Annotated in this window: 14 protein-coding genes; 6 read left to right on the forward strand and 8 right to left on the reverse strand. The window is 66.5% G+C overall.

Translation table 11 applies throughout. The annotated features are described in order from the left end of the window. The first annotated feature begins 162 nt into the window (after positions 1-162). The gene (locus tag G4D83_RS01175) at positions 163-486 is read left to right on the forward strand and encodes a hypothetical protein (protein ID WP_163861617.1); all 324 of its coding nucleotides are present in this window, start codon (positions 163-165) and stop codon (positions 484-486) included. 92 nt (positions 487-578) lie between these two features. Here G4D83_RS01175 and G4D83_RS01180 read toward each other — a convergent pair whose 3' ends face one another. The 4 genes from G4D83_RS01180 to G4D83_RS01195 all read right to left on the reverse strand — a co-directional run bounded on the left by G4D83_RS01180 (position 579) and on the right by G4D83_RS01195 (position 3172). After that, the gene (locus tag G4D83_RS01180; protein WP_163861620.1) at positions 579-1163 is read right to left on the reverse strand and encodes a hypothetical protein; all 585 of its coding nucleotides are present in this window, start codon (positions 1161-1163) and stop codon (positions 579-581) included. 180 nt (positions 1164-1343) lie between these two features. Beyond that, a complete protein-coding gene (locus tag G4D83_RS01185; protein WP_163861623.1) occupies positions 1344-2126 on the reverse strand; it encodes an SDR family oxidoreductase in 783 nt (260 codons plus the stop codon). A gap of 97 nt (positions 2127-2223) precedes the next feature. Continuing rightward, positions 2224-2598 carry a MarR family winged helix-turn-helix transcriptional regulator gene (locus G4D83_RS01190; protein ID WP_163861626.1) on the reverse strand — a complete coding sequence of 125 codons (375 nt, stop codon included), beginning with the start codon at positions 2596-2598 and terminating at the stop codon, positions 2224-2226. Positions 2599-2746: 148 nt separating this feature from the next. After that, the gene (locus tag G4D83_RS01195; RefSeq protein ID WP_163861629.1) at positions 2747-3172 is read right to left on the reverse strand and encodes a VOC family protein; all 426 of its coding nucleotides are present in this window, start codon (positions 3170-3172) and stop codon (positions 2747-2749) included. Between the two features lie 63 nt (positions 3173-3235). Here G4D83_RS01195 and G4D83_RS01200 point away from each other — a divergent pair, with 63 nt between their 5' ends. After that, positions 3236-3814, forward strand: a complete 579-nt coding sequence (locus G4D83_RS01200; RefSeq protein ID WP_163861632.1) for a TetR/AcrR family transcriptional regulator — start codon at positions 3236-3238, stop codon at positions 3812-3814. A gap of 28 nt (positions 3815-3842) precedes the next feature. On the opposite strand, the gene G4D83_RS01205 is transcribed toward G4D83_RS01200, so the two are convergent. Further along, positions 3843-4070, reverse strand: coding sequence for an aldo/keto reductase (locus tag G4D83_RS01205; protein ID WP_240356083.1), 228 nt, complete (start codon positions 4068-4070; stop codon positions 3843-3845). Positions 4071-4117: 47 nt separating this feature from the next. Between G4D83_RS01205 and G4D83_RS01210 the strand changes: the two genes are divergently transcribed. Beyond that, positions 4118-4573 (forward strand): TetR/AcrR family transcriptional regulator, encoded by a 456-nt coding sequence (locus tag G4D83_RS01210; protein ID WP_476703750.1) that lies wholly within the window; start codon positions 4118-4120, stop codon positions 4571-4573. Here G4D83_RS01210 and G4D83_RS01215 read toward each other — a convergent pair. Continuing rightward, positions 4551-5090: a GFA family protein gene (locus tag G4D83_RS01215; protein WP_163861638.1), complete on the reverse strand. Its 540-nt coding sequence runs from the start codon at positions 5088-5090 to the stop codon at positions 4551-4553. The two genes, G4D83_RS01210 and G4D83_RS01215, sit on opposite strands and share 23 nt — an antisense overlap. A gap of 74 nt (positions 5091-5164) precedes the next feature. Between G4D83_RS01215 and G4D83_RS01220 the strand changes: the two genes are divergently transcribed. Then, on the forward strand, positions 5165-6040 hold the full coding sequence (locus G4D83_RS01220; RefSeq protein ID WP_163861640.1) for an alpha/beta fold hydrolase: 876 nt from the start codon (positions 5165-5167) through the stop codon (positions 6038-6040). A 187-nt stretch (positions 6041-6227) separates the two neighbouring features. On the opposite strand, the gene G4D83_RS01225 is transcribed toward G4D83_RS01220, so the two are convergent. Together G4D83_RS01225 and G4D83_RS01230 are read right to left on the reverse strand one after the other, a co-directional pair. Beyond that, positions 6228-7946 carry an LVIVD repeat-containing protein gene (locus G4D83_RS01225; RefSeq protein WP_163861642.1) on the reverse strand — a complete coding sequence of 573 codons (1719 nt, stop codon included), beginning with the start codon at positions 7944-7946 and terminating at the stop codon, positions 6228-6230. Positions 7947-8150: 204 nt separating this feature from the next. Beyond that, positions 8151-9818, reverse strand: a complete 1668-nt coding sequence (locus tag G4D83_RS01230) for a phospholipase D-like domain-containing protein (RefSeq protein WP_163861644.1) — start codon at positions 9816-9818, stop codon at positions 8151-8153. 215 nt (positions 9819-10033) lie between these two features. Here G4D83_RS01230 and G4D83_RS01235 point away from each other — a divergent pair, with 215 nt between their 5' ends. Together G4D83_RS01235 and G4D83_RS01240 are read left to right on the forward strand one after the other, a co-directional pair. After that, the gene (locus G4D83_RS01235) at positions 10034-10579 is read left to right on the forward strand and encodes a DUF3060 domain-containing protein (RefSeq protein WP_163861646.1); all 546 of its coding nucleotides are present in this window, start codon (positions 10034-10036) and stop codon (positions 10577-10579) included. Between the two features lie 329 nt (positions 10580-10908). Further along, positions 10909-12507: a hypothetical protein gene (locus G4D83_RS01240; protein WP_240356084.1), complete on the forward strand. Its 1599-nt coding sequence runs from the start codon at positions 10909-10911 to the stop codon at positions 12505-12507. The last annotated feature ends 1 nt before the right edge of the window (position 12508 follow it).

Raw genomic sequence — 12508 nt, forward strand, 5'->3', positions numbered from 1 at the left:
TTCGGGTCGAACCCTTCATTGTCATTGGATTGTCTGGCTTTTCTGATTTTGAATTGTCATTCCAGGGATCCTGGTGCTAGAGCCATGGAGGGACTTCTCCTCGCGGGGCGAACTTCCGAGGAGAAGTGCCACGTGTAGCCACACAATCCCCAGGAGAAGAGCATGTCCCGGAAGCCGATTTCGCTGCTGTTGTCTTTCGCGCTCTGTGTGATGCCTGTTGCCGCGCTCGCCGAGGAGTCCTGGACGGCGCAGGAGGCCGCACCCATCGTGAGCAGCGAGGCTCTTGTGAATGAAGAAGGGGGCGAAGGTCAGCAGTCCGAGGACCTGGCCACCCTGAGTGCTTGCTATTGGCGGACCACGTATTGCTCCAATGCTGCCTGCGCCAACGGAGGGGCCGTGGGGGTGCATGTCTACGACTGCTATGATGGTGGGACCCGCACCGAGCGCACCGTCAGTACCTGTTGCGGCGCGGTCAGCCCCCAGTAAGGCCTGGTATTGCTCTGGACACTCGGTGGCCAGGAATGCCCAGCAGCGCGGGATTCATTGACCGCGGCCTGCTGGGCCCCTGTGTCCCTTGCTCATCGCGGATAGGAGTCGCGTGCGCCCTGCTCGCGCGTCTGCTGCGCTTCCCTCCGCGCCTTCAGGTCGCGGTAGTACTCCGCGTTCTGCTCACGCTGCCGAAGAAGCACTGGCGGGTACTGCTCGAGGATGAGGGGCGTGAGCTGCTCCAGCGCGTTCTTGAGCAAGGGGAACGCCACCGTGTCCTTGTCGACCAGGACCTCCCACGGCTCCGTGCTGGAGCGGCGGGCCATGTCGAAGGAGACGCCCTCCGTCCTCCGCTCGACGGGCACGTCGACGCCGACGACCTCGCTGGGCTCGGCGCACGAGAAGACCTTCACCGAGTCCGAAGAGCCGAAGACCTGGCGTCCGGCACGGCGCCCTCCGTACTCAATCCTGCACGCGTCCAGGGGGCGCAGCTGTGACTGGATGAACGCCAGCTCCGCGAGCCCCCCTACATCGTCAACGGTCCGCGCGAAGTTCCGACCGCCGTGAAGAAACATCGCCCCGAGGCCGAGGACGCCGAGCATCCCGATGCCGGCGGCGATGAGGAGCGGGGACTTCGTGCGACGGGGGGCCGAAGGCGGCCTGGGCGGGGTGCGCATCAGGCCCGGACCCTAACGAAGCGCCGTACCCAGGACCAGGGTGGTGTGCGCCAGCGTATTGCACCCAGGAGGGGCGCACGGGCACTCCGCGTATGAGCGCCCGTGCGGTTCATCGGATGTCGCTGAGGGGCAGGTGTGGGTCGTCGCAGGCGCCGATGCGCGCGGTCTGTCCCTCGGTGGTCACCAGTCGACCTTGAACGCCGAGCGGAGCGCGACATCGAAGGACTTGTCGTCCAGCTTCGCGCGGGCGGCGAGGAGCGCTTCGGCGTCCGCGCCCGCGGGCCAGCGGAACTGCTTCTCGGGATTCTCCGCGGCGTCGGCCACCTTGCGCGCGATGGTCTCCGGCGGTGTCATCTCCTCTCGAGGCACGTGCTTCTGCGAAGCCGCGAGCGGCGCGTAGGGGTCGTTGGCACCGAAGAAGGAGCGCGGCGCATCGAGCGCACCGGTGCCGATGGTCCCCGGCTCCACGACGACGACGCGGACGCCGAAGTGGCCCAGTTCGATTCGCAGCGACTCACTCAGCGACTCGATGGCCCACTTCGTCGAACAGTAGATGCCCGTCAGCGGAAGCGCGGCGCGCCCGACGACGGACGAGAGGTTGACCACCGTGCCGGACCGGCGCTCGCGCATCCCCGGCACCACGGCCTGAATCATCCGGAGCGTGCCGAAGACGTTGATGTCGTAGAGCCTGTGAACCTCCTCGAAGGGGATGGACTCGAGCGGTCCGACGGCGATCTCCGCCGCGTTGTTGATGAGCACATCGATGGGCCCCGCTTGCGCCACCGCTCGGCGAACCGACTCGTCGTTCGTCACGTCGAGCGCCAGGCGCTTCGCGACGGGCAGGTCCGCCAGCGTCTCGACCTTGCGCGCCGTGGCGATGACCTCGTGCCCTCGGCGCACGAGCTCCAGCGCCGTCGCCCGCCCCAAGCCCTTCGAAGTCCCCGTGATGAGAATCCGTGCCATGGTCTTCAACGTCCTTTCCGAACCACATTGCCTGTATCTACAGGTTTTAAATCTTAAAGAAGGAGGCCCCCACAGGGCCGCGGTCGTCCCGCCCCCATCACACGGGCGAGGCGCCTGCCGCAATCTCAGGCAGGGACCGGAACGCCGCATCCCAGGTGGTCGCGGAAACCCGCTGCCGGAGCCGCTCCTGGACACTCTCCCAGAGCGGGGCTGCCTTGGTGATGACTGCCCGACCGGCGCGCGTCACCGAGACGTACTTCTCGCGCCGGTCTGTTCCCGCGCGAAGCGTCACCCACCCATGCTGCTCGAGCGGACGGAGGTTCCGGGTCAGCGTCGTCTCCTCGAGCAGCAACCCTTCCGACAAATCACGCACCCGCATGTCTCCGTTCTGGATGAGATAGGAGAGCACGGAGAATTGCGTGGTCCGGAGGTTCACCGGACGCAGGGCGTCGTCATACATGCGGGTCACCATGCGGGCGGCCTGACGAAGGTTCTCGCAGAGGCACGGTGACAGGAGCCGGGTATCGAGTGGCGGCGACATATTGCTTGTATATGCAGGTGTTGGGCTGCCTTCAACGATTTCGACGCCCCGAGTGAGCGCCCGGCCTCCAGTCCAAGGTCTACCTGGGCAGGGCCTGGGCGTCGTACTGCTTCGCGAACTCGGGGCTCGGAGGGATGGGTTTGATGACGTCGATGAGCACCCCGTTGGGGTCCGCGGTGATGAAGTGCCGCTGCCCGAACGCCTCGTCGCGCAGCGGGATGTGGATGGGCAGGCCCGCCGCCTGTGCGTCGCGGTAGACGGCATCCGGGTCCTCGACCTCGAAGTTGAGGACCAGGCCGGCCACGCTCGCCCGGGCCGCCTCCGGCACCGTCTCGTGCCGCCCATCGAGGATGGCCAGCGCGACGGACGCGTGCTCGGTCGACTGCAGATGGACGTACCAGTCGCTGGTGAAGAGCGCGCTGAAGCCGAAGTGCTTCGTGTAGAACGACACCGTGCCCGCGACGTCATGCGTCATGATGACCGGGTAGTAACTGGTGATTTTCACGAGGTTTTTCCTCCAGGGTTATCAGGGCTTGCGCCCCATTCAGGTAACATGCAGGCTGCATGTATGCAATCCAGGGGTCGGAGGAGCAACGACGAACGCAGCGCTTCGACGCGCCATGCGCTGGTGACGGCGGCCAGGGCGTTGTTCGTGGAGAAGGGGTACGCGCAGACGTCCACCCCCGAAGTGGTGGCCGCGGCTGACGTCACGCGGGGCGCCCTCTACCACCACTTCGCGGACAAGCAGGCCCTGCTGCGCGCCGTCCTGGAGCAGGAGCTCGACGAACTGCGCCGCGCCATCGATGCCGCGACACCGCCGGGACTTGGAGCGCGCGAGGCGCTCGTGGCGGGGAGCCTCGCCTATCTCGATGGGATGACCGTCCCCGGACGCACGCGACTGCTCCTGGTGGATGGGCCGGCGGTGTTCGGCCATGCGGAGATGGTGGCGCTGGACGAACGGCACGCCGCCGGGTCGCTGCGGGAGGGGCTCGCCGCCGCGCTGGGAGATGACGCCCTGGTGCCCTCGCTCGCGAGCCTGTTGTCCGCCGCTTTCGACCGCGCGGCGCTCGCCATCAGCACGGGGGAGGACCCCGCGACCTATCGCGCCGCGATGCTCCGCCTCATCGACCGCGTCTCCGGCGCCTGAGCCGCGGCCGCCTCCGTTGGAAGGGGTCTCAGCGTTCGCTGTCGAGCAGCTTCATCTGCTGCTCGGGATAGCGGCTGCCGGAAATCGCCTCGGGGGGGAGCAGCGCCTCGACGGCGGCCACGTCCTCGGACGACAAGGGCTTCTCGAGCGCTCCGAGCACGTCGAGCAGTTGTTTGCGCGTGCGCGCGCCGACCACGGGCACGAGCGTTGGTTGCTTCGCCAGCACCCACGCCACGGAGAGTTGGGCCGGCGTCATCCCACGCTCGTGAAGTCGCCAGTCGGGCAGGCGTCGGCATTGCGACGGTGTACCGGCACTTTCCACAGCGGGCCGAGCTGATCGCCGCGGTGTACCGGCGCGAAATCGACGCCTGCGCGGCCGAGGCCCTGGTGCTGGCACGTGAGCATCCGGCGTTCGAGGCGCTGACGAGGTGGCTTCACCGGTTCACGAGCTTGATTGCCACCAAGCGAGGGCTCGCCGCGTCGCTCAACGCACGGGATCCGACATACCAGTCGCTGCCCGAATATTTCCGTCAGCACCTCGAGCCGGCGCTCCAGTCACTGCTCGCGGCGGCCGCGGCGGAGGGGCAGGTTCGCGACGATGTCGACGCGTACGAGCTCCTGCGTGGCGTGGCGAACCTCTGCGTTCCCGTCGCGGAGGTCGGCCCAGGCCACACCCAGCGAATGGTCGACCTGCTCATCGACGGGCTGCGCTACGGCGCGCCAGGCCCCCGGCGTGTCAGACCTGGAGCGCTCCGTTGACGCAGGCAATCTTCGGGCTCCGGAACCCCATGGCCACCCACGCGCTCAAGAGCCTGGCGAAGAATGAGAACGATTGTTGCCGGGCATTCGGGACATCCTCGGGAAGCACCACGCCGGCGGGAAGGTCCGCTGTCATCGTCCGCATCTCGAGCGGGGGCAGGGTTCCCGAGGGCCAGAGGCAGCCATAGAGGCTGAGCCAGTGGCCGTTCTTGAACTCGAGGAAGACCGGCGTGTTGCAGCAGGTGGCGACAACCCGACGGGTCTTCGCCTCGGGCGTGAGGTGGAACTCCTTGAGATGGTCGGTGCCCTGGAGGAAGCGGACGCGGTCCTTGCGGTAGAGGACGAAGCGCGTCGCGCCGCTTGCTTCCAGGAACGTCGGGGCCGAGGGCAGGGTCTGTATCCGGGCGCCGGCCGCACGACAGCTGTTGCAGCAGCATTCGGCGTTGACGATGGGCGCGCCCTTCACTTCGAGATGGACCTGTCCGCAAGCGCAGGCGAGTCGATTGGTCTGGGTCATGGGCGTGCTCTCCGTTCGGAATGAATGCAAAGGCCCAAACCGGTTCCAGGGCAAGAAAATGGGATGCTGGGCGGATGAAATCGGCGTTCAAGGGCGAGCAGGCGAAGGCAGTCCTTTCCCGGTGGCATGAGCACTTCCGCGACCGCCTGAGGGTGCCCACCGAGAGCCGGACGGTGAAGACCCGCATCGGTGACACGCATGTGCTGGTGGGCGGGCCCGAAGACGGCCCCGAGGTCGTCGTGCTCCACGGCGCGCTCGCGAGTTCCGCGCACGTGCTCCACGAGCTGGCCCCGCTGCTGGAGCGATTCCGCCTTCACGCGGTGGACGTCGTCGGCCAGTCGGTGAAGAGCGCGGATGTGCGGCCGTCGGTGTCGAACAACGAATATGGCGAGTGGCTCCGAGACGTTCTTGACGGACTGTCGCTCCAGCGTCCCCATGTGGTGGGGGTGAGTTGGGGCGGCTTCGTGTCCATCCGGCTCGCGGCAATCTCACCCGAGCGAATCGACAGGCTCGCCTTGCTCTTCCCCGCGGGAGTGGTGAACGGCTCGCACTGGGAGGGGCTCACGAAGGTGGCCATCCCGATGATGCTCTATCGGATGTCCCCGTCGGAGCGGCGCCTGAAGGCGTTCGTCAGACACCTGCTCACGACCACGGATGATGACTGGGCGCCGTTCCTCGGCGATGCCGTCCGCGCGTGCAACATGGACATGCGCATCCCCGCGCTCGCGAAGCCGGAGGAGCTCGCGAGGTTGAAGGCGCCCACCCTCGTACTGGCCGGGGATGGGGATGTGAGCTTTCCGGGAGAGAAGCTGCTCGCGCGCGCGCGGGCGCTCTTTCCGACCCTCGCCGACCAGGAGCTCATCAAGGACTGTCGCCATTGTCCGCCAACGACGGACGCCTTCCGGCAATGGCTGGCGGGGCGCATCAGCGCCTTCCTGGGGGCGAGCTGACGCGAGACGGGACGGGGCCACGCGCACCTCGCACGCGGCCCCTGAGAGGCTGCTGGAGGAGGCGGGGTGAAGGTGATGCCCGACTCCGCCAGCTCCGCCTCGATGAACGGAGCCAGCGGCCCTGGGGTCCGCGCGGGTCGTCGCGGTCTGTTTGGGAGGCTTCATGCCCGCGGAGGGCGGCGGAAGCTCACAGCTCGTTGAAGATGATGAGCCCACGAGAGGATTCGGCGGTGTAGACGTAGCCGTCGCCTGGGATTCGCACGCCGAGGAGGCCCTCGAAGATGCTGTCACCTCGGACCGGGTCCGCCTCGCGGAAGACGTGGTGGTGCGCCACCTGGCGAAGCTGGGTGGGATTGGAGACGTCCAGCACGCGCAGGCCGTCGTGGTACCACGCGACGTAGAGCAGGTTGCCGCGCAGGATGAGATTGTGCATGGACGTGATACGCCGCATCTTGAAGGTGCCAATCTTCACGATGTTCGCCGGGTCGGTGACGTCGAGCGCGCGCACGTGAGAGGCGTTGAACTCGCCGCCCTCGAAGGCGATGGTCTTTCCCCCGAAGGTGCCCACGGCGCTGTGGTGGGCGAAGCCATCCGGACGCACGAAGCGGCCCAGCTCGCTGACATCGTCGAGGTCGCTGATGTCGAAGATGGCGTAGCCGTCGTAGGAGTCGCTGATGTAGAGGCGCCCTTCATGGACGAAGGAGTCGTGGGGGCCACCCGGGATGACGGTGCGCAGCACCGGGTCGAGCGGGTGGGTGAGGTCGTAGATGAAGGTGCCCGAGGTGGAGTCCATGGCGTAGAGGAAGTCGCCGTCGACCAGCACCGTGTGCGCGCCTCCCGCGCTGCCCGTGGGCACGCTGCGCACGAAGAGCGGCTCGGCGGGCTGGGAGATGTCGTAGACGATGACGCCCGAGGCATTGCTCGCGACGTAGAGCGCGTTGTCCTTGGCCCACACGCCATTCCAGACGTTGTCCCCGGGCAGGCTGATGGCGGCGGTGCGCAAGGGGTTGCGCGGGTTGCTCACGTCGAAGACGGTGAGTCCACCCGGCTGGTCCAGGTGGGGAAGGGAGACGACGTAGGCGTGGCCCTTGGCGACGTAGACGTCCACGGCGTGGCCCGTGGAGACACGGTGCTCGGACAGCAGCTCGAGTCCGCCCGAGGACTCGGGCTCGGCCTCCTGCGTGGCGAGGCGCTGGGCCTCGAAGGTGCCTCCCAGGGTGAACTGGCCTCGGCGGCAATAGGCGAAGCAGCCGGTGATGATGTTGGTGGACTTCGCCTCGCAGCCCGTCAGGTTGGTGACGAGGCCGGTTCGCGAATTCTGGCCCTGCAGGACGAAGCGGTCTCCCTCCATGTCGAGCTTGAGCAGGGGCTGGTCATACATGGTGCTGGTGCGGCCGTCGTCGCGAAGCTGGAACCCGGCCAGGGACGGGACGATGCGGATGCTGCCATCCGGCAGTGCGCGCTCGCCCCGGAGCTCGGCCTGGTAGATGCCCTCCTGGGGCAGCGAGCCGAGTGAGCGCATGTCACACTGGGACAGGTCGAAGAGGTCAGTGCGGCCCAACTCGTTGCAGATGGTGGCAGAGACGTTCCGGGGGTCGAAGCCGCAGGCGGCCAGGGCTCCGTTGTCCTCGAGGTCCCCATGCTCCTCGAGCGGTACATAGGTGCCATCCCAGACATAGGGGCCAGCATCAGTCCCCCCGTCCGGTCCCGCGTCTGGGACCTCATGGGGGCCCGCGTCCGGTCCTGAATCAGGGACCTCATGGGGGCCTGCATCGGGGCCAGCATCGCTGCCCGCGTCCCGGCCCGCGTCGGGCGTGGAGGGGGGTGAGTCCTTGTCACAACCTGTCAGCGGCGAGAGACACAAGGTCGCGAGGATGAGCCCGAAGGTGCGAAGAGAGCGTGTCAAGATTGGACCTCGGAAGTAGGGAGGGCTCCACGGGAGGTGTGAAGTGTGCCTGCCCAACGAAGGGCTCGGGTCGCCGTACCTCCGAGGCGTGCGGATGCTTGCGCCGCGAGGGGAACCCGGGACCGGTGGCGGTCCAATCCCGGGTCTACGGACAGCCTGGTCGCCGATTTGCAACCAGCCTCGCGTCCCCCTGGCCCCGCCGTGTCAGAGCCAGTTGAACTTCAGCTTCTTCGAGCTGCCCACGTCCTCGAACATGGCCCAGAGGTCCTCGGGCTCCCTGCGCGCGAGCCCCACGCACTGGGCTTGATGGCGCTCCTCGGCCGAGTCGTTCCAGCACGCGCGTGGGACTTCGTACATCCCATGGATGCCGTAGTGGTTGACGAGCCTCGCCTTGACGTGGTTCGCGAAGCCCGCGTCGTCGACGTGCACGTCCAGCTCGCCGTCGTAGTCCATGGCCCGGCAGTCGAAGTTGGCGCTCCCCAGCACCACGTGCTGACTGTCGATGATCATCAGCTTGGTGTGCAGGTAGATGGTCTCTGGCTGTTTCCCGAAGCCCCCATAACGGTAGGGGAAGTACACCTGTATCTTCGGGGCCACGTCCGCGTGCTTGGGCTGGGGCTTGCTCTTCTGGCCCGTCCCCTTGTGGATGAACCTCAAGACGGCGTCCAGCCGGACCTCCTTCCTCGCCCTCGTCTTCTTGTGTGTCAGGACCAGCCGGTAGTCCTGCTGGGGCCAGTCCTTGAGGGAGACGGACGGCTCGTCTATCTCCCAGACATAGTCATCCTTGGAGTACGTGGCCCTCGTGAACTGCTGGCGCTGGTCGCTGTTGTAGGTGATCTCCCCGTCGATGACCTCCACGGCGAGGCAGTTCTCGTCCAGGTAGCCACTCTCGACGGCCATCATCGCGTAGGTGATGCGCGTCAGGTAGGTGACGCCCTTGTCCGCGTCGTGGAGGGGATCCGGAATGACCAGCACCACCTTGAGCTGCCTGGCCCCCATCTGTTTGATGCGCGTGCGCACCGCCTTCACGAGCTCTGGATTGAAGAACTGGAAGTTCTCGATGTAGATGTATTTGTTCGCGTGGGAGATGAGGTCCACCAGCTTGTCGCGGATATGTGTCTGGTTGGATAGCGACTCGCTGTTGGTGGTCAGCGCGGTGACGGTGACGTTCCCGTTCTGGATGACCTGGCCGTTCGCGAGGGCCTGGACCTTGGAGCGGGCGACCGCGGGATGCGGGGGGCCGAACAGGTGGATGGTGGGAATCTGCTTCTTCCACCGGCGCAGCCACTCCTCCTCGATGTCGATTGTGACAGGGCCCTGGAGGAGCACGCCCGTGTCGTGGCACGAGTGGCCGTAGGGCCGGGAGTGGTCGATGTTGTCCCAGTACTCGGGCTCGATGTTGAAGCCACCGACCAGGACCTTCAGCGTGCCGGCGATGGAGAAGATGGCGATCTTCTGGTGGAGCGAGTAGCCCACGCCGACGCCGCTGTGCTTCTCCAGATACACCTGGATGCGTTGCTGGTAGTCGTGCAGCAGGGACCGGGTGGCCTTGTTCTTGGCGAGCGTATGCAGGGAGAAGTGGTCCGACATATTCGCGAGCTCGAGGCCCTTGACGGTGACGTCATCGGGTTGCCAGAGGCAGATGTCGACGGGGTGGCCCTGGTCCGCCACCTCCTTCAGGCACTGTCCGAAGTTCTTGCCCGCGTGGCGGTCGAGCAGGGTGTCGTGCTGGAGGCACCACCAGCCCAGTCGCACGTACGTCTTGGGGTCGACCTGCGCGTCACGGACCTCGTAGAGGCAGTCGCGGAACTTGTCGAAGTACTCTTCGCCGTCCATCAGGAACACGGCGGTGTTGTTGTGGGTCGGAGCCATGGACCTCGTTGAGCAAGCCACGTACCAGGGGAAGTCCCCGGACTCTGGACCCGGGGGGCTCCCGGCGAGGGCCGGGTGCTTGTCACCGGGACGCAGGCGCGTTGCTCGGGAACGCACGCAGGCGGCCCTCGAGGGGCTCGGCGGTGGCGGGGCGCGTGTGGAGGGAGCTGCCCATGCGTATATTGCGCGCCCAGTCACTCAAGGGAGCCATCTCAATGCGAAATCAAATCAGGTCGAAGACTTTCATCGTCATCGCATGTGTCCTGGGGGCGATGACGGCCAGTGCCCAGGATGAGGACGAGGCCGCGTCGGTCCAGGTCGGCAAGGACGGCAGCGTGAAGGTGAAGTCGCAGGGCAACACCGTGGAGACGCGCGGCGGAACGACCCGGGTCCGCGGTGGCGGCGGCGTCGACGTCCAGGTCGATGGCGCCGTGGCGCGGGACGACGACGACGAGGCTGACACGTCGTCGCGGCGCAGCGGCTCGCTCGAACTGGTGGACTCCGACGGCACCGTGGCGCACGACTGTGCCGACGGGGGCAAGGTGGAGATTGTCGGCTCCGATAACAAGGTCACCCTGACGGGGACCTGCGAGCTCGTCGAGGTGACGGGCAGCGACAACAAGGTCACCGTCCACACCGTGCGCCGCATCGAGACGACGGGCAGCGGCAACAGCGTCACCTGGAAGCAGGGCCCGGAGAAGGGCAAGAAGCCGCGCGTCAGCAACACCGGAAGCAACAACCGCGTCACCCAGGCGCGCTGAGCCGGGACGTCGCGAGGAGGCGCGGCACGCCGCCGCCGCGCCTCCGTCACATTTGATTGTGATTGATTCCGGTGAGACCGCGCGCCACGGCGGAAGCGCCAGCCGACGCGCGGAAAATTCCTCGCCCCTGTCGCCATTCCCGCGAAAATCGCGTAAGAACATTTGCGACGGAATGGAAACTGGCCGCGTGACTCGCGGGCAAGACAGCCATGTCCGCACAGCCGTCAGGCTGTCGAACTCATCGAACTACAACGGTGACTCCGTGGCATATGCCGCGTGGTGTCATGCGGCCTTGGGCCGCGATAGGGAGACGTATGCGGAAGGTGGCCATGACGGTCGTCATGCTGTGCGGAGCATGGGTGTCAGGGTGTCAGGGAGAACCGTGGGACGAGCCAGCCCACGAGCAGCCCGGCCCCGAGGCGTTTGTCGCGGCCACCCGTCAGGCGGTCCTCTCCCCGGAGCTCGAGGCGTCGCTCGCGTGTGTCGAGACGTATGCCAACGCGGGGACCTGTGACTGGGCTCACTGGAGCGAGATGGTCGAGACGTGCGGGACTCACGAGCACGGGGAACTCGAGGACGGACTCTTTCTCGAAGAGGTGCAGTCAGGTCACTGCACGGCGGCCAACTGGCCCGCGCTGAGCGAGCAGCTCATCACCCCCCGTCCGCCGCTCGTGCGCATGCGCGCGGACTGCAATGGCGCCTCCCAGATCGTCAAGGAGGTCGAGGCCAACGGCTGCTACGCCCTCGGACAAACCGCTGGCGCCTCCTACGTCGAGGTGCCGATCGGCAAGGCCGTGAGGCTCTTCGCCGGTGTGGACTGCACGGGGACTGGGGTCTCCGTCCAGACCGACGCGAGCTTCTGTGTGACGAAGTTCGCCAACGGCACCAGCACGAACGACAAGGTGCGCTCGTTCCGGGTTCAGGACTTGGAGGCGCCGCCATCGGAGTACCGGTATGACTGCGCCCCCGAGGAGTCGACGTGCGTCAAGAACCACAACAACACTGGCAGACTGGTCGACATCAACCGGAAGCACACCGTCAAGATCGTCCGCGTCTCCGTCGCGGGCAGGAGCACGACCTCGATGAACCTCATCGAGGCGCAGGTCCTCGCCATGTACGACTTCTTCCAGGGGGCCTCTCGCAATCAGATAAGCCTGGCGGAGGCCCCTACCCGGCGGGACCTGACGGCGCCGGCGGGCAGCACCTGCGAGGAGGCGAAGACCTATGCCGTCCGCTACGCCAGCCCGGACACGTTCCTGACCGTGTATACGATGCCCAACGGGCTGTGTAGCGTCTCGAGGGCTGGCGCGCGCAGCATCTACCTCAATGGCAACCTGCTCCGGGACCACGCCCACGAGACCGGGCATGTCCTCGGTCTCGCGCACGGCAACGCGAGAAATCCGTCAGGCGGCAAGGACATTCCATACGGCGACGCGAGTACGTACATGGGCAGTTTCCCGTCGGATAACTACAACCTCCCGCAGCTCCACTGGCTGGGATGGACGAAGAAGCAGGACCTCGTCAATGTCACCTCGGCCATCGCCAATGGTGCCACCTCCACGGTCACCCTCCGCCCGGTGGGGACCAATGCCGAGCTGGCCGGCGACCTCCCGCTGGGCGCGGTCTGGGATATTCCCGGCACCGAGCCCAAGGAGCGGTTGTTCATCTCGGTGCCGAAGTCACGCCTCAACGCCACGAATGACATCGAGGGGGGCACGGTGATTGTGTACCGCTCTCCCACCTGTGAGAACTGCACGGGCATGGCGATGAAGTCGACGACGAAGGGGCGGTTCAACGCCAAATCCGTCAATGAGCATGCGCTCGGCGGCCTGCGCCTCAAGGCAGTGGGTTACACGCTCAAGCCCGTCCAGCCGGGCGAGCCGAACATCGAGGATTTCGCCTCCGTCACGCTGCAAATCAGGCGGTAGC

Origin of the sequence: Myxococcus eversor (genome assembly GCF_010894455.1) — a bacterium.
GTDB classification, from domain to species: domain Bacteria; phylum Myxococcota; class Myxococcia; order Myxococcales; family Myxococcaceae; genus Myxococcus; species Myxococcus eversor.